This is a genomic window from Herbaspirillum sp. alder98, from assembly GCF_020179755.1.
Classification (GTDB): domain Bacteria; phylum Pseudomonadota; class Gammaproteobacteria; order Burkholderiales; family Burkholderiaceae_D; genus Herbaspirillum.
In genome coordinates this window covers 61,158-78,023 of the sequence record NZ_JAIUCY010000003.1, presented here as the reverse complement: position 1 = coordinate 78,023, position 16,866 = coordinate 61,158, and the positions used below count along the sequence as shown (strand labels likewise).

At 61.6% G+C, this 16,866-nt stretch carries 14 protein-coding genes; 6 read left to right on the top strand and 8 right to left on the bottom strand.

Translation table 11 applies throughout. The features are described from left to right. Positions 1-5 precede the first annotated feature (5 nt). From lptB to LBW87_RS08155, 5 genes are all read right to left on the bottom strand, one after another. Positions 6-746, bottom strand: coding sequence for an LPS export ABC transporter ATP-binding protein (gene lptB, locus LBW87_RS08175; protein ID WP_225200958.1), 741 nt, complete (start codon positions 744-746; stop codon positions 6-8). Between the two features lies 1 nt (position 747). Further along, positions 748-1,332, bottom strand: coding sequence for a lipopolysaccharide transport periplasmic protein LptA (gene lptA, locus LBW87_RS08170; protein ID WP_225200957.1), 585 nt, complete (start codon positions 1,330-1,332; stop codon positions 748-750). 70 nt (positions 1,333-1,402) lie between these two features. After that, positions 1,403-2,011, bottom strand: coding sequence for an LPS export ABC transporter periplasmic protein LptC (gene lptC, locus LBW87_RS08165; RefSeq protein WP_225200956.1), 609 nt, complete (start codon positions 2,009-2,011; stop codon positions 1,403-1,405). Next, the gene (locus LBW87_RS08160; protein WP_225200955.1) at positions 2,008-2,556 is read right to left on the bottom strand and encodes a KdsC family phosphatase; all 549 of its coding nucleotides are present in this window, start codon (positions 2,554-2,556) and stop codon (positions 2,008-2,010) included. Before LBW87_RS08160 ends, lptC begins: the two co-directional genes overlap by 4 nt. A 2-nt stretch (positions 2,557-2,558) precedes the next feature. Next, the gene (locus LBW87_RS08155; RefSeq protein WP_225200954.1) at positions 2,559-3,587 is read right to left on the bottom strand and encodes a KpsF/GutQ family sugar-phosphate isomerase; all 1,029 of its coding nucleotides are present in this window, start codon (positions 3,585-3,587) and stop codon (positions 2,559-2,561) included. 262 nt (positions 3,588-3,849) lie between these two features. On the opposite strand from LBW87_RS08155, the gene LBW87_RS08150 reads away from it, so the two are divergent. Both LBW87_RS08150 and LBW87_RS08145 read left to right on the top strand, forming a co-directional pair. Then, a complete protein-coding gene (locus tag LBW87_RS08150; RefSeq protein ID WP_225200953.1) occupies positions 3,850-5,841 on the top strand; it encodes a cation:proton antiporter in 1,992 nt (663 codons plus the stop codon). Positions 5,842-5,925: 84 nt separating this feature from the next. After that, the gene (locus tag LBW87_RS08145) at positions 5,926-7,470 is read left to right on the top strand and encodes a methyl-accepting chemotaxis protein (RefSeq protein WP_225200952.1); all 1,545 of its coding nucleotides are present in this window, start codon (positions 5,926-5,928) and stop codon (positions 7,468-7,470) included. On the opposite strand, the gene LBW87_RS08140 is transcribed toward LBW87_RS08145, so the two are convergent. The 3 genes from LBW87_RS08140 to LBW87_RS08130 all read right to left on the bottom strand — a co-directional run bounded on the left by LBW87_RS08140 (position 7,460) and on the right by LBW87_RS08130 (position 13,027). Next, positions 7,460-8,227 carry a phytanoyl-CoA dioxygenase family protein gene (locus tag LBW87_RS08140; RefSeq protein ID WP_225200951.1) on the bottom strand — a complete coding sequence of 256 codons (768 nt, stop codon included), beginning with the start codon at positions 8,225-8,227 and terminating at the stop codon, positions 7,460-7,462. The genes LBW87_RS08145 and LBW87_RS08140 overlap by 11 nt on opposite strands. A gap of 117 nt (positions 8,228-8,344) precedes the next feature. Continuing rightward, a complete protein-coding gene (gene uvrA, locus LBW87_RS08135) occupies positions 8,345-11,200 on the bottom strand; it encodes an excinuclease ABC subunit UvrA (RefSeq protein WP_225200950.1) in 2,856 nt (951 codons plus the stop codon). A 177-nt stretch (positions 11,201-11,377) separates the two neighbouring features. Beyond that, positions 11,378-13,027, bottom strand: coding sequence for an ArnT family glycosyltransferase (locus tag LBW87_RS08130; protein WP_225200949.1), 1,650 nt, complete (start codon positions 13,025-13,027; stop codon positions 11,378-11,380). A 569-nt stretch (positions 13,028-13,596) separates the two neighbouring features. Here LBW87_RS08130 and LBW87_RS08125 point away from each other — a divergent pair. The 4 genes from LBW87_RS08125 to LBW87_RS08105 all read left to right on the top strand — a co-directional run bounded on the left by LBW87_RS08125 (position 13,597) and on the right by LBW87_RS08105 (position 16,581). After that, positions 13,597-14,793 (top strand): MFS transporter, encoded by a 1,197-nt coding sequence (locus LBW87_RS08125; protein WP_225201402.1) that lies wholly within the window; start codon positions 13,597-13,599, stop codon positions 14,791-14,793. Between the two features lie 17 nt (positions 14,794-14,810). After that, positions 14,811-15,347 (top strand): single-stranded DNA-binding protein, encoded by a 537-nt coding sequence (gene ssb / locus LBW87_RS08120; protein ID WP_225200948.1) that lies wholly within the window; start codon positions 14,811-14,813, stop codon positions 15,345-15,347. Between the two features lie 404 nt (positions 15,348-15,751). Next, a complete protein-coding gene (locus LBW87_RS08110; protein WP_225200947.1) occupies positions 15,752-16,117 on the top strand; it encodes a hypothetical protein in 366 nt (121 codons plus the stop codon). Beyond that, the gene (locus LBW87_RS08105) at positions 16,114-16,581 is read left to right on the top strand and encodes a hypothetical protein (protein WP_225200946.1); all 468 of its coding nucleotides are present in this window, start codon (positions 16,114-16,116) and stop codon (positions 16,579-16,581) included. The genes LBW87_RS08110 and LBW87_RS08105 overlap by 4 nt, the downstream gene beginning before the upstream one ends. The last annotated feature ends 285 nt before the right edge of the window (positions 16,582-16,866 follow it).

Below are 16,866 nucleotides of genomic sequence, written 5' to 3'. Positions count from 1 at the left end.
CGACGTTACATGCGGAAATGTTCGCCCAGGTAGACGCGTCGCACCGATTCGTTGGCGATGATCTCGTCCGGACTGCCGCTGGCCAACACGGTGCCCTGGTTGATGATGTAGGCGCGGTCGCAGATGCCGAGTGTTTCGCGCACGTTGTGGTCGGTGATCAGCACGCCGATGCCGCGCTCTTTCAGGAAGCGCACGATGCGCTGGATCTCGATGACCGCAATCGGGTCGATGCCGGCAAACGGTTCATCCAGCAGCACGAAGCGCGGATCGGTAGCCAGGGCGCGGGCGATCTCGACCCGCCGGCGTTCGCCGCCCGACAATGACAGCGCCTGGCTGTCGCGCAGCTTTTCGATCTGCAGTTCGTGCAGCAGGTTGTTGAGGCGCGCCTCGATCTCGTCTCGCGGCAGCGACTTGCCGTTCTCGCGGCGCAGCTCGAGCACCGCGCGAATGTTGTCCTCGACGCTGAGCTTGCGAAATACCGACGCTTCCTGCGGCAGGTAGGACAGGCCCAGCGTGGCGCGCTCGTGAATCGGCAGGCGCGAGATGGCCGCGTCATCCAGGTCGATCTCGCCGCCATCGGACGGCACCAGTCCCACGATCATGTAGAACGAGGTGGTCTTGCCGGCGCCGTTGGGGCCCAGCAGACCGACCACTTCGCCGCTGTTGACCTGCAGCGAGACGTCACGCACGACCTGGCGTGCGCCATAACTTTTCTTCAGGCCCTTTACGACCAGCGAACTTGTCATGTCACTGACCCTTTCCGGCAGGTGTTGCCGGCGCGGCCGGCGCATCGACCGGAGCCACCTTGGGCTGGATCACCGCGGTGATGCGTCCGGCGCCGGGCTTGCTCTGGCCCGAAGCGCTGTTGTTGACCGAATAGAACTCGGCTCGGCTGTCATACGAGATGAACTCGCCATTGACTTCGTCTGTGATGCGCTTGCCATCCATGCGCTGGATATGGGCCCGATTGAACAGCTTCGAAATCTCGGTCTGCTCGGCATATTCGATGCGTTCGGCCTGGCCTTCGATCCACAGGTCCGGGCCGCCATCGCGCTTCTGCCGGAAGCTCGCCAGCGCGCCAGGCGCGGCATACAGCACTGCGTATTCGTAGCCGTACTGGTCAGTGGTCAGCACCACGCGGCCGGCCTTGATCAACAGCGTGCCACGGGTGAGCACCACGTTGCCGGTGAAGGTCTTCACCTGACGCACATCGTCATACACCATCTGGTCGGCTTCGATATTGGTCGGCTTGGTGGTGTCGGCCTTCTCGGCACGGGCAACGCCGCACACTGCCAGCAGCAGCAACCAGGGGAGCAATGAGGAAGGTTTCATAGATTTAATTAGCGGACTTGGGGCTTGTGGCCAGGGTCTGAGGTCGGGGCGGAGTTCAGGGTGCAATGACTCAGCGTTTCTTGGTGGTCGGTTCGTAATGCCCGCGTACGTTGCCCAGTAACTGGACTTCCTGGGTGGCGTTGTTGGCAATCATGCCCACACCATTCAATCTGGTGGTGCCCATCGTCATTGCAACCGGCTTGTCGGTCTTGACGATTTCGTCGTCGGGCAGCAGTAACAGGTATTCCGAAACCAGGTGCATGGGCGAGTTTCCCTTGACCGCGCCGCGGATCGCATTGGCATTGCCATACATGTGGATCCGGGTCTGGTCGTCGGTCACGCGGGCCGTATCCGAGTACAGCTCCATCGGCGGGCGGGCGGCATCCAGGCTGTGCACCACCGGCTTGGTGATTTCGAACGAGTCGTCGATGGGGTAATGCACCATCTTTACGCCCGAGACGTCATAACGCGGCAGGCCATTGATCGCCATCTTCACGTAGTTGAAGTTCTCGAGATAGTAATCAGGCTTGCCGCGTGGGCGCTCCACCGGCGTCTGGTCGCCATTGCGGCGCAGCGTCTGCAGCACCCAGAAGCTGCCCAGCGCCAGCGCGATCAGCACCACCAGAATCACACCCAGCCGAATGCGTTGCGCTGCACGTTCGCCGCTGTGATTGCTCATGCCAGGTACGGCGCCAGCGCCGCCTCGTAGTTGCCTTGCGCTGCCAGCACCAGGTCGCACACCTCGCGCGCGGCGCCATTGCCGCCGGTGGCAGTGGTGACGTAGTCGGCGCGCAGCTTGACCTCGCGATGGCCGTTGGCCACGCAGGCCTTGAAGCCGACCCGGGTAAATACCGGCAGATCGATCACGTCGTCGCCCAGGTAGCCGCATTGCGCCGCCTGCAGGCTGGTCTGTTGCAGCAGTTGCTCGAATGCCTGGCGCTTGTCGTGGATGCCCTGGAATACATGGGCGATGCCGAGATCGCGCGCGCGCCGCACCACGAAGGCCGACTGTCGTGCGGTAATGATGGCGGTGGCCACGCCCGATTGTTGCAGCATCTTGATGCCGTGGCCGTCGAGCGCATTGAAGCGCTTGAATGCTTCGCCGTCTTCGCCATAGAACAGCCCGCCATCGGTCAGGACACCGTCGACGTCGAAGATCATCAGGCGCGTGGTGGCGGCCTTGGCGAGCACATCTGGCGTGAAGCTGGCGGCGAAGTCCGACATGATCAGATCACCTTGGCGCGCGTCAAGTCGTGAATATGCAGCGCGCCGGTGAGCTTGCCCTGCGCATCGGTGACCAGCAACTGGTTGATGCGGAACTCTTCCATGAGCTGCACCGCGTCGACGGCCAGCTGGTCCTGGTTCACGGTACGCGGATTGGCATGCATCACATCGGCAATCGAGAAGCGGGTGAAGTCCTGGCCGCGTTCCAGCAGGCGCCGCAAGTCGCCATCGGTGAACACGCCGATCGGGCGCTGCAGGTCGTCGACCACGGCCGTCATGGCCATGCCCTTGCGGGTGATTTCCATCAGTGCCTGCGACAGCGACACGTCAGGGCGCACGGCCGGCACGGCCTCGCCGCTGCGCATCACATCGCGCACATGGGTCAGCAGGCGACGGCCCAGGGCGCCGCCAGGATGGGAGCGCGCAAAGTCTTCTTCCTGGAAGCCGCGTGCATCCAGCAGCGACACGGCCAGGGCGTCGCCCATGGCCAGCGTGGCGGTGGTGCTGGCCGTCGGCGCCAGGTTCAGCGTACAGGCTTCCTTGGCGACTCCTACGTTCAGGTGCACGTTGGCCAGTTGCGCCAGGCTCGACTCGTCATTGCCGGTCATGGCGATGATGACCGTGCCCATGCGCTTGACGATGGGAACGATGGCCAGCAATTCGGCCGTTTCGCCAGAGTTGGAGATGACGATGAGGGCGTCGCGCGGGGTCACCATGCCGAGGTCGCCGTGCGCGGCTTCGGCCGGGTGCATGAACAGCGAAGGGGTGCCGGTGGAGGCCAGCGTGGCGGAGATCTTGCGGCCCACATGGCCGGACTTGCCAATGCCGGAAACGACGGTGCGGCCTTGGCAGGATAGCAATAAATGCACGGCGCGCGCGAGTGGCTCGGCGCTATCGTCGGTGATGCGGTTCTTCAGCGCCAGGATGGCGTCGGCTTCGATCTGCAGGGTCTGGCGCGCCAGCTCGAGCGCGCGTTGCGCGGCGGCGGCCGAAAAAGTTGCAGACGTGGTTTTATCATCGGTTACACTCATAACCGAAGTATAAACGAATTAGCAAAGCAAAAAACTTGCCAGATGTAAGTGCGCAAAGCGGGGCGGGGCGCAGGCACCAAATGCGGGCGTTGCCCGCGTGCAGTGCAGCATCCACGCAACAGACAGTCGCACCAACTTGGGCACGCGGGTGGGCGGCGCCGAATTTGTTAGTCAATGCCGATCGCCGCGTTGCTTCCCGGCATGTTTTTCGCGTGGCTGTTTCGCATTCAGTCCAACGCCATCTACCGCCCATCATCCACACATGTTTTCCGGACTGGAACTGACCTTATTCCTGCTGGCCGCAGCGGTGCTGGGGGTGGTTGCCTTTCGCATGATGCATCTGCCGCCGATGCTGGGCTATCTGGTGGTGGGGATCGTCATCGGCCCGCATGGTCTCGGTTTTGCCGAAGACAACGAGACGACCCACGCCCTGGCCGAGTTCGGCGTGGTGTTCCTGATGTTCTCGATCGGCCTCGAATTCTCGCTCAACAAGCTCTCGGCGATGCGCCACATCGTGTTCGGCCTGGGCATGGCGCAGGTCGTTACCACCATCGCCGCCACCATGGTGTTCGGCTGGTCGGTCGCCTATTTCCTGCCGCAACTGACCAGCATCAGCTGGCAGGCCGCGTTTGCCCTGGGCGGCGCGCTGACCATGTCTTCCACTGCTATCGTGTCCAAGCTGCTCACCGAACGGCTCGAGCTCGAGACCGAGCACGGCCGTCGCATTCTCGGGGTGCTGCTGTTCCAGGATCTGGCCCTGGTGCCGCTGCTGATCGTGGTGCCGGCGCTGGCCAGCAATTCCGGCAACATCATGGTCACGCTGGGCTGGGCGGTGGGCAAGGCGCTGGTGGTACTGGCGCTGCTGCTGTTCTTTGGCCACAAGCTCATGCGCGGCTGGTTCAGCATCGTGGTCAAGCGGCGTTCGCAGGAGCTGTTCATGCTCAACCTGCTGCTGATCACGCTGGGCGCGGCATGGATCACCGAAAAGGCTGGCCTGTCGCTGGCGCTGGGCGCCTTCATCGCCGGCATGCTGATATCGGAGACCGAGTACAAGCATCAGGTGGAAGAGGACATCAAGTCCTTTCGCGACGTGCTGCTGGGGCTGTTCTTCATCACCATCGGCATGCTGCTCAACGTGCGCGTGGTACTGGACCACTGGTTCCTGGTGCTGCTGTTGCTGTGCGGCCCGGTGCTGCTCAAGTTTGCCCTGATCGCGGCGCTGGCCAGGCTGTTCGGATCGGGCACGGGCGTGGCCTTGCGCACCGGCCTGGGGCTGGCGCAGGCGGGCGAATTCGGTTTCGTGCTGTTGAACCAGGCCGGCGGCCTGAGCCTGATCGATCCGCTGCTGATCCAGGTGATCCTGGCGGCGATGGTGTTGTCGATGCTGGCCACGCCCTTCATCCTGGCCAAGTCCGACGCCATCGTCATGAAGCTGTCGGCCAACGAGTGGATGCTGCAATCGCTGGCGTTGACGCAACTGGCCACCCGCACCATGGCGGTCCAGAAGCACGTGATCATCGCCGGCTTCGGGCGTAGCGGGCAAAGCCTGGCGCGCCTGCTGGAAGAAGAGGGGATCGCCTATCACGCCCTCGAGACAGACCCCGAACTGGTGCAGGATGCGCGCAGCGGCGGCGCCAATGTCTCCTACGGCGATGCGGCCCGTCGCGAAAGCCTGGTCGCCGCGGGCATCCATCGCGCCGCCGCCCTGGTGGTGACCTATGCCAGCACGCCATCGGCGCTGAAGGTCTTGCATCATGTCAGCGAACTGGAACCGGAACTGCCGGTGATCGTGCGCAGCTACGACGACGCCGACCTCGACAAGTTGCTGGCCGCCGGCGCCACCGAGGTGGTACCCGAATCGCTCGAAGGCAGCCTGATGCTGGCTTCGCATGCACTGGTCATGCTCGGCGTGCCGTTGCGCCGCGTGGTGCATCGGGTGCAGGAGGCACGCGACGAACGTTATGCTTCCCTGCGCGGTTATTTCCATGGCCTGGCCGACGGTGACGACGGTCACGATGGCGCCAATGTGCGATTGCAGTCGATCACGCTGATCGAGGGGGCCAGCGCCATCGGGCGCACCCTGGGCGAGCTGGACCTTGAGGCGCAATGCGGCACCGGGGTGGCGATGGTGCGGCGGGGCAAGCAACGCCTGACGCTGGGTGCCGACACCATCCTGATGGGCGGCGACATCGTAGTGTTGCGTGGCACTTCTGAACAGATCTTGCGCGCAGAGAAATGCTTGCTCAATAAATAACACTTCGGTTGGTACGAGAAATGCTAGTGTCTTGCAGCGCAGTCGTCATTTCTGGCGACGCGCCAATCCCGGGGGGGCAGACATATGATGAATCGATTGACGATCAAGGCGCGCTTGATAGGGGTAATGGCGGTGCTGGCGCTGCTGCTAGTGGCGTCCGGTGTACTCGGCCTGGGCAGCCTGCGCGCGACCAATGCGCAGATGAAGTCGCTCTACGAAGATCGCCTGGTGGCACTGTCACAACTGGAGCAGATATCGGCGGCCATCGATAGCGGTCGCTATGGCATTGCCACCGCCATCGTCGGCGACTCCAGCGATATCGATCGCGGCATGGATGCGCTCGAACAGACGGTGCGTCAGAGCGATGGCGTGCTCAAGACTTATCTTGATACCTACCTCACGCCAGAAGAAAAGACTTTGGTCGATCGTTTCGTGCCGCAACGGCAGAAGTTCATCGCCGAGGGCGTCAAGCCGGCTGCCACAGCCTTGCGCGACCGCGACTTTCAGGGCGCCAGCGATCTTTATAACGGTGACATGCTGAAGCTGTTTTCCGCAGCCCGCCAGACCATGAGCCAATTGATGGAATTGCAGCAGCGGGTCGGTCGAGAACTGTACGACGATGCCCAGGCGCGCTACCAGACGCTGCTGCTGGTGATGAGCGGGGCCATCGTTGGCGGTCTGCTCATCGCGGCATTGATGGGCTGGTTGCTGGTGCGCGCCATTTCGCGTCCGCTCGAGCAGGCCGTGAAGCTGGCGCAGGGCGTGGCCGCGGGCGACCTGACCCAGCAGATCGCCGTGCTCAGCCGCGATGAGACCGGGCAATTGATGCTGGCGCTCAAGGACATGAACGACAAGCTGCGCGACATCGTGGGCCAGGTGCGCCTGTCGACCGATACCATCGGCACCGCCTCGTCCGAGATCGCCAGCGGCAACCTCGATCTTTCCTCGCGCACCGAGCAGCAGGCCGGCTCGCTGGAAGAGACCGCTTCGGCCATGGAGCAATTGACCGCCACCGTCAGGCAGAACGCCGACAATGCGCGCCAGGCCAATCAACTGGCGGCATCGGCTTCGGATGTGGCGTCGCGCGGCGGCGAAGTGGTACGGCAGGTGGTCGACACCATGAGCGCCATCAACGATTCGTCCGGTCGCATTGCCGACATCATCGGCGTCATCGATGGCATTGCGTTCCAGACGAATATCCTGGCGCTCAATGCGGCAGTGGAAGCGGCCCGTGCCGGTGAGCAGGGGCGTGGCTTCGCGGTGGTGGCGTCGGAAGTGCGCTCGCTGGCGCAGCGCTCGGCGGCCGCAGCGCGCGAGATCAAGGTGCTGATCGATGATTCGGTGAGCCAGGTCGGCCGTGGCAGTACATTGGTGTCGCAGGCCGGGCAGACCATGGACGAGGTGGTGGCCAGCGTGCGTCGCGTCACCGATGTGATGGGCGAGATCACAGCGGCCAGCACCGAGCAGAGCGCCGGCATCGAAGAGGTCAACCGCGCCATTACCCAGATGGATGAAACCACCCAGCAGAACGCGGCGTTGGTGGAGCAGGCTGCCGCGGCGGCCCAGTCGCTGCAGGATCAGGCGCAGCGACTGTCGGGCGTGGTCAGCGTATTCCGCGTTACTGGCTGAGGGGGATGTCGTCCGCTGCCGCCGAGCGGGTGCCCGGCAGCGGTGGATTGCTGGCGCCATGATAGGCGAATACCGCCGAGCACTTGACCTGGTCGCTGTCGTTGCGACCGGCGGCGTGGAACAGCCCGCTGTGGAACAGCACCACGTCACCGGGCGCCAGCGAGAGATCGATGCCTTGGGCAAATAGCGCCTGGTTGGCCGGTACTTCCGGCCGCAGGAAGTCGAGTTCGTCCATCTGCTCCGGTTGCAGCTGCAGCCGGTGCGAACCGGGGATGAACTTGAGCGCGCCATTCTCCGGCGTCTCGGCACCCAGCGCCAGCCATACCGAAATCAGTTCATTGTGTTCGAACGACCAGTAGCGGATATCGCGGTGCCAGCCGGTGGCGGTGCCGAAGGTGGGATGCTTGGTCATCACGCAGTTGTGATGCGCCAGCGTGATGCAGACCGGTTCTTCCAGCAGTTGCTGCAGGATCGCCACCAGCCTGGCGTCACCGGCCCATTGGCGATAGACCGGATCGCGTTGCCACGCCGCGCGCAATCGGCGCGCGGTACGCCCGCCTTCGGCTTCGAGCGAGGCCGGGGCGCCGGCATAGCCGACTTCGGCTTCGTATTCGAGCGGGGCGACGGCACGCTTGAGATGGTCTTGCGTGACGGCCAGCAATTGCTGGCGTCGCTCGGGTGTGAGCATGCCCTTGAGCAGCAGATATCCCTGTTCGCGGAAGAACGCGACCTGGTCGGAAGACAGCGGGTTGTGCATGACTTACTTTCTGGGGCAGTGGCCTGATAACGTTACTGTAACGATATCGGGGCGGCGCGCAAGATACAGATGCGGTGCTCTTCTGTTTTCTTGCGCGCGCGCAAGCCGCGCCGTGTTTTATTTCTTTTTCTTCAACAGCGGAACCAGGTACTTGCCGGTAACGCTTTCCGGATTCTTGGCGACGTCTTCCGGCGTGCCGGTGGCGACGATCCGTCCGCCGCCGGCGCCGCCTTCGGGACCCAGGTCGATCAGCCAGTCGGCAGTCTTGATCACATCGAGGTTGTGCTCGATGATCACCAGCGTATTGCCCTGGTCGCGCAGGCGATGAATCACCTTGAGCAGCAGGTCGATGTCATGGAAGTGCAGGCCGGTGGTCGGCTCGTCCAGGATGTACAAGGTGCGGCCGGTATCGCGCTTGGACAGTTCCAGCGACAGCTTGACGCGTTGCGCCTCGCCACCCGAGAGCGTAGTCGCGCTCTGGCCCAGCTTGATGTAGCCCAGGCCGACGTCGAGCAGCGTATGCAGCTTGCGCGCAATCAGCGGCACCGGCTTGAAGAACTCGTGGGCATCCTCGACCGTCATGTCGAGAATCTCGGTGATGTTCTTGCCCTTGTACTGTACTTCCAGCGTCTCGCGGTTGTAGCGCTTGCCGTGGCAGACGTCGCACGGCACGTAGACATCCGGCAGGAAGTGCATCTCGACCTTGATGACGCCATCACCCTGGCAGGCTTCGCAGCGACCGCCCTTGACGTTGAACGAGAAACGGCCGGCGCTGTAGCCGCGTTCCTTGGCCATCGGCACCGTGGCGAACAGGTCGCGGATCGGCGTGAACAGGCCGGTGTAGGTGGCCGGGTTGGAACGCGGTGTGCGTCCGATCGGCGCCTGGTCGACCGCGATCACCTTGTCGAAGTGCTCCAGCCCGCCAATGGCCTCGTGCTCCGCCGGTTCGGTCTGCGAACCGTACAGGTGGCGCGATGCCGACAGGTACAGGGTGTCGTTGACCAGGGTCGACTTGCCCGAGCCCGACACGCCCGTGACGCAGGTGAGCAAGCCCACCGGCAATTCCATGTCGACATTCTTGAGGTTGTTGCCGGTGGCGCCGGTGATGATCAACTGGCGCTCGGGGTCGGCCGCAGTACGCTTCTTGGGCACAGCGATTTCGAGCGAGCCATTGAGATACTTGGCGGTGAGCGACTTCTTGTTCTTGAGGATGTCCTGCAAGGTGCCCTGGGCGATCACCTCGCCGCCATGTACGCCGGCGCCCGGCCCCATGTCGACCACGAAGTCGGCGGTGCGGATGGCGTCTTCGTCGTGTTCGACCACCAGCACCGTGTTGCCGATGTCGCGCAGGTGTTTCAGGGTGGCGATGAGGCGATCGTTGTCGCGCTGGTGCAGGCCGATGGAAGGCTCGTCGAGCACATACATCACGCCGGTCAGGCCGGAACCGATCTGCGAGGCCAGGCGGATGCGCTGCGCTTCGCCGCCCGAGAGAGTATCGGCGCTGCGTTCCAGCGACAGGTAGTCGAGCCCGACGTTGTTGAGAAACTTCAGGCGCGAGACGATTTCCTTGACGATGCGGTCGGCGATTTCCTTCTTGGCGCCGGTCAGCTTGAGTGTCTCGAAGAACGACAGGGTCTCGCGCAGTGGCGTGGCGGCGACTTCGAAGATGGCGCGCTGCTGGCGGCCGGTGCCGATCTTCACATGGCGCGCTTCCACCCGCAGGCGGGCGCCATGGCAGGACGGGCATTGTTTTTCGTTGATGAACTTGGCCAGTTCTTCCTTGACCGCCATCGAATCGGTTTCGCGATAACGGCGCTGCAGGTTGTTGACCACGCCTTCGAAGCTGTGCTCGCGCACCACGGTGCGACCGCGTTCGTTGACGTACGAAAACGGGATGGCCGTACGGCCCGAACCGTACAGCACGGCTTGCTGCGACTTTTCATTGAGCTGCTCGAACGGCACGTCGAGATCGAACTCGTAGAACGCGGCGATGCTGGTCAGCATCTGGAAATAGAACTGGTTGCGGCGATCCCAGCCCTTGATGGCGCCGGAGGCCAGCGACAGGTTGGGGAAGGCCACGATGCGACGCGGATCGAAGAATTCGATGTGACCCAGGCCATCGCACTCGGGGCAGGCGCCCATCGGATTGTTGAACGAGAACAGGCGCGGTTCGAGCTCTTGCAGCGAATAACCGCAGACCGGACAGGCGAACTTGTTGGAGTACAGGTGCTCGGTGCCGCTGTCCATCTCCAGCGCGATGGCGCGACCATCGGCCAGGCGCAACGCGGTCTCGAAGCTCTCGGCCAGGCGCTGCTTGATGTCGAGCTTGACCTTGACGCGGTCGATGACGACATCGATGGTGTGCTTTTCGGTCTTCTTCAGCTTGGGCAGGTCGTCGACTTCATACACCTTGGCCGTGCCGGTGCCGCTCTGGATGCGAAACCGGATGAAGCCCTGCGCCTGCATCGCCTCGAACAGGTCGGCATGCTCGCCCTTGCGGTTGGCCACTACCGGCGCCATGATCATCAGCTTGGTGTCTTCCGGCATGGCCAGCACCGCATCGACCATCTGCGAGACCGACTGTGCTTCGAGCGGATGTTCGGGATGGTCGGGGCAGAACGGCGTACCCACGCGTGCGTACAGCAGGCGCAGGTAATCGTGGATTTCGGTGACTGTGCCGACAGTCGAGCGCGGGTTGTGCGAGGTCGCCTTCTGTTCGATCGAGATGGCCGGTGACAGGCCTTCGATCAGGTCGACATCGGGCTTTTCCATCAACTGCAGGAACTGGCGCGCATAGGCCGACAAGGACTCGACGTAGCGCCGCTGGCCTTCCGCATACAACGTGTCGAACGCCAGTGACGACTTGCCCGAGCCGGACAGGCCGGTGATCACGATGAGCTGGTTGCGCGGCAGGTCCAGGTTGATATTCTTGAGGTTGTGCGTGCGCGCGCCGCGAATGCGAATTTCTTCCATGGATGCCTTCAGCAAAGTTTTCCTGCCACCGCGCATGACCTTGTGGGGCGCGGGGTCCGGGGATCAACCTGTAACTATAACAGGACTGTCAAGCGCGGGTTGATCCTGCCCTCGGGGCGCTACCGATGTGGGCGCCAAGCCCGCAAATGAAAGCGCATCCATGGAAAAAAAGCATCCTTAGTCGAGGCGGCGATACAGTTTGAGCAACTGGTGTTCGTCGCCATCGCGCCGTCCTTCCCAGAACGGTTCCCATTGTCCCGCCGGCATGGCCGGCTGGCCGGGCGTGCCCTGGATCAGCCAGCGGCACTGGGTGTCGCCGGGATGGCCGGCGAGGTCGATCGGCTGCGGCATGATACCGGTGTAGTAATACAGCATGGGCGATTCGGATTCGCCCAGGTTCTGGCTGGCCATGCAGTCGCGCTCCTGCCAGCTCCCGGCCAAAGCGGCCTGCATTCTGGCGTATGCGTATTCGTAGCTCTTGCCGTAGTCGCCCCAGGGCAGCAGCAAGGTATAGGCCAGACCCCACATCAGGGTGATGCCGCCGAACCAGCTGAACGCGCCGCGCCATTTGCCGGCCAGCTTGAAGCGGCTCAAGGCCCACAGCCAGCAGATGCTCATGGCCACGGCGCCGGTCAGCGCCAGCGGCTGGATCGGCGTGATGAAGCCCAGCGGCAACCATTTGCCGAAATAGGCGATCCAATGGTGGTGCTGGGTCGGCATGGTCGAGACGGTGTAGGTGGCCCAGATCACCACCGCCAGCACGCCGAAGGCGATGCGGGAAAACCAGTCCCAAACCAGGTGCAGCCAATCCGACAGGCGGTCGATGGCGCGCGCGCCCAGCATCACCAGGGGCAGCAGCACCGGCAGCAGGTACAGCTGGCGGGCGGTGGCGGAGGTTTGCAGCACCGCAATGCTGATGACGCCAAACGAGAGCGGCAACGCCACGCAGGGGGTGCCGAGTTGACGCCAGTGGCTGCCGGCGACGGCCAGCACGGCCAGCAGCGAACCGGGCAGGGCGAATCCGGACAGCGCACGCAGGATGACGGTATGGTCGTTGTCGGAACCCAGCCTGGACACCGAAAAGCCGAAAAAGCGACCGACGTTGTTGTCCCAGAACCATTCCATGAACAGGGGCCACGAATGCTGCGCCAGCAGCACCGGCCAGATGACGAAGAAGGGTAGCGACACCAGCACCGCCAGGCCTACCAGGCGCACATACGACCAGTCACGGCATGCCTGCACCAGGACGCCGACGCAAACGGCGGTGGCGGCAAAGATCAGCGGCACGAACAAGCCCTTGCTCATCAGCGCAATACCCACGCCCAACCCGAACCACACCGCCGCAACGCGGTCGTTGCGACCCTCTTGCCGCTGCTGTGCAATGCGCAGCAAGCCATAGGTGGCGATGGTCGCGCCGGTGACCAGGGCGACATCGGTGAACATATCGTGCGCGTGCTTGATCATGCCGGGCGAGCCGGCGAACAGCGCCAGCGTGCCCAGCACCGGCCAGCTCAACAGGCGCTGGTTCCAGATCATCTGCGCGATGCGAGCCACGAACCCCAATGTGATGAGGTTGTAGAAGATGCTGGCGACCCGTGCGCCATCGTGCAGTTCGAGCCAGGGCGACAAGGCCTTGGCAAACAGGGCCGCCGTCCAGTAGTACAGCGGCGGCTTTTCCATGAAGGGAACACCCGCGTTGGTCGGCACCAGATACTGGCCTGATACCAGCATGTGATGGATGATGCCGAAGGAGTAGGTTTCGTCCTGCTTCCAGGGGCCATGGCCGAAGATGCCGGGCACCAGCCAGGCGCCAGCGATGAATATCATGAGCCAGATCAGGCGTGCGCTCGCGGGTGCCACACCGACAGCAAGGCGGTGGTTAGTCGACAATGGCCGGGAGGCCGAGGAAGAGGGAGAGGTCAATCGAAACATGCCGTATAAGCGTGCCAAGCAGCCATTTCGCCGACAGCGAAATGCGGAAAAATAACTGAAATTAATTTTGCGGTGTCTGGTGATTCGACGAGTGTCTATGCCGGTGCAGACCAGGCCCCCCTGATCCGGCGTTCGCTCGTGCTTTCCGGCATGCCCCAATTGCCGTCCGGAAATGCGAGTAATATTGTTAGTCCATTTTTACATGAAAACCTGGCAACTTTTCGCTGTCGTGCAGGGAAGACGCAAATAATGTCGCTCAGCGCGATGAAGTGTTGGTTTGATGTCGTGCAAAGAGGGGCGATTCCTGCGCGGCAAGATGACGGATGGCCGACGGCCCGGCAGGCGATGCTGTTACCATGTCGGGTTTAGCCAGCGCGCAGACAAGACGCGCCATCGCCAACTGCATCCCAATCATGAGCCAGCCAACGCTTTCTTCTTCTGCCGCCCAGCCTGAATCGTCCGGCATGTCGCGCACGGAAGTGCGCGCCAGCGCATCGCTAGCCGCCATCTTCGCCCTGCGCATGCTGGGCCTGTTCCTGATCCTGCCGGTATTTGCCGTCTACGCGCATGGCCTGCCCGGTGGCGACAACGCTTTCCTGGTCGGCCTGGCCATGGGCATCTATGGCCTGGCGCAATCGTTCGGGCAGATTCCGTTCGGGATGGCGTCCGACAAGTATGGTCGCAAGCGCATCATCGTCATCGGCCTGGTGCTGTTTGCCGTGGGTTCCTTCGTGGCGGCGGCCGCCGACAGCGTGGTATGGGTCGCGGTGGGGCGGGCGATCCAGGGCGCCGGGGCGATCTCGGCGGCGATCACCGCCTTCATTGCCGACTCCACCCGTGAAGAGCATCGGACCAAGGCCATGGCCATGGTCGGCGCCTCGATCGGGCTGACCTTTGCGGTGTCGCTGGTGGCGTCGCCGGTCCTGTTCAAGCACATCGGCATGGGCGGTATCTTCAGCCTGACCGGCGTGCTCTCGTTGCTGGCGATTGCCGCTGTCATCTGGCTGGTGCCATCGGCGCCCATGGTGCGCGCCCGGCGCGTGCCGCTGGGCGAGGTATTGCGCCATGGCGAACTGATGCGGCTCAATGTGGGGGTGTTTACGCTGCACATGAGCCAGTTGGCGATGTTCGTGGTGCTGCCTGGCGCCCTGGTGCAGTATTCGGGCATTCCGGTCGACGAGCACTGGAAGATCTACCTGCCGGTGGTGCTGGCCTCGTTCGTGCTGATGTTGCCGCCGGTGTTCGTGGCCGAGCGGCATGGCCGCATGAAGCAGGTATTCGTCGCCTCGATCGCGCTGCTGCTGCTGGTGCAGATCGGTTTCTGGGCGGCGCTCTCGCATCCGGTGACGCACTGGTCGGTACTGGTGGCGTTGCTGTTCCTGTTCTTCGTGGCCTTCAACATCCTGGAGGCATCGCAGCCATCGCTGGTGTCGCGCATTGCGCCGCCGGACGCCAAGGGCACGGCGCTGGGCGTGTACAACACGCTGCAGGCGCTGGGCCTGTTCTGCGGCGGTGCGCTGGGCGGCTGGCTCAAACAAAATCTAGGGGCATCGTCGGTGTTCTTTCTGTCAGGATTAGTCACGCTGTCCTGGCTTATAATCGCGGCTAACATGAAAAACCTGCCACGGCGCGGCGCGCGCGCGGCAGGCGTAACGGCTTAACGTATTCAGGAGAAACAATGGCATCGGTCAATAAAGTCATCATCGTCGGCAACCTTGGGCGCGACCCGGAAACCCGCTACATGCCCAACGGCGAAGCGGTTACCAACATTGCCGTCGCCACGACCGAAAGCTGGAAAGACAAGAACAGCGGTGAAAAGAAAGAACTCACCGAGTGGCACCGCATCACCTTCTACCGCAAGCTGGCCGAAATCGCCGGTCAGTATCTGAAGAAGGGTTCGCAGATCTACGTCGAAGGCCGCCTGCAGACCCGCAAGTGGACCGACAAGGACGGCGGCGAGCGCTACACCACCGAAATCATCGCCGACACCATGCAGATGCTGGGTAGTCGCCAAGGTGGCGGCGGCGGTGGCGGTTCGATGGATGACGGCGGCAGCTACGGCGGTGGCGGTGGTGGCAGCTATGGCGGCGGCGCTCCACGTCAAGGTGGCGGTGCAGGTGGCGGCGGCGGTGGCGCCAGTGCGCCGCGCCAGCAGCCAGCGCGTCAGCCGGCGTCGAACAACTTCCAGGATATGGACGACGATATTCCATTCTAAATCCTACAAGATTGATTTTGTAAAGCAGCATGCCGTCAATTCAATCGTAACTTACTGTTCTATAAGATTTAATCCGGTTTTTACTGACCCCTCACTCCCTAAAGGAGTGAGGGTTTTTTTCATGGGCTGAAAACTTGTAATGATAGGGTTGTTGCAAACAGGAAATGCGCAAGATAGAGACGCATTTCCCAGGAAATTTGCATCCTAAGTTGCCCCATGTTTAGACCACAATCCTGCTCATGACAGCGAGCAGGAGAACGGAGTGATAGACGTGGCCCTACTTGGAATCATCCGACGCTGCTGCATCAGAGACCGCATCTCGATCCGGGAAATATCTCGCAGACTGGGCATTTCCCGCAACACGACTAGTTGCTCGGTTTGGCTTGTCTCAGCAAGCCGCAGGCATGCTCGCCGTGATGATTGTCCAGTCTGTGCAGGGCGGAAGTAGCGGAAAGATTGATGCTACTAGATATCAAGGTGAGATGCTCGGGAAGAATGGCCCTGAAATTGACAGCCTCACTTTATGGAGAGGACCGGGGAGGGCCCGCATTGACGTTGAAAATGCGGCTCCTGGTGTGCGTGCTGGTCAAGTTCATTATCAGGACAATGGCGGCAACAAATACTATTACGATCCAAACACTCAGTTATTTTTCTCCCAGAAAACTCAGGAGCTGGCTCCTAAAGCAGTGCAAAATTTATTACAAGACAAAGATTTTGCGCGGGCAATCGACAAAGCTCTTTTTACCTATCTTGGAGCAAAAAGGACATGAAGACTACGAAATCAAATTCGATGGAGCAATTGATGAGGGTGCAGCTAGATCCTTCTATCCAGTTGCCTTCGGTATTGCAGGATTTTCTTGATATGGGTTTTGAAATGCGAGAAGAGTGTGTCTTCTTTAGTAGTGAGGCCCCGGAAACTTCATCCTCAATTGCAAATATTGGAACTACTATTTTTCATGATAGAAGTGGATATGAATATGCGCTGAACAAAATACATATCGAGGACTTTGTCCATGATCGAGTTCTGGAGGCGGGATGGGCATTTGTTGATGCTTTCGTGAGTATCTGGCGCAAGAATTTCACCCATCCAGTTGTTGTTACTCTAAGTTATGTCCATGGCGATTTTGGGCCCACATGTGTTTTCCGTTTTTATAAAAAAAGAAAAGATGAAGTGATTTTTAGTTCTCTGGATGCGAAGAATTGGGAAACGCCTTTCATGATGGTGGAAGTTTAAAAGGAAGATCAGATTGCTGATGCGCCGGGCGCGGGGAATGATTCAGCATCAGACTGATGGAATTGCAGATCAGGACTTAAAGATCAAAGGCATTGAAGGAAATTAAATGAATCGGGACATTACTCTGGACCGGCTAGAGTTTCATAGACACTCGCAAGCCGTTTGATGCATAGCGCCGCTCAAATGTTGCAGGTGAAAGATTGCCAGCGGAACCATGCCGACGAAGCGGGTTGTAGAAAATTTCAATGTAATCAAATACGTCTATGGTAGCGGCGGCACTGCTCG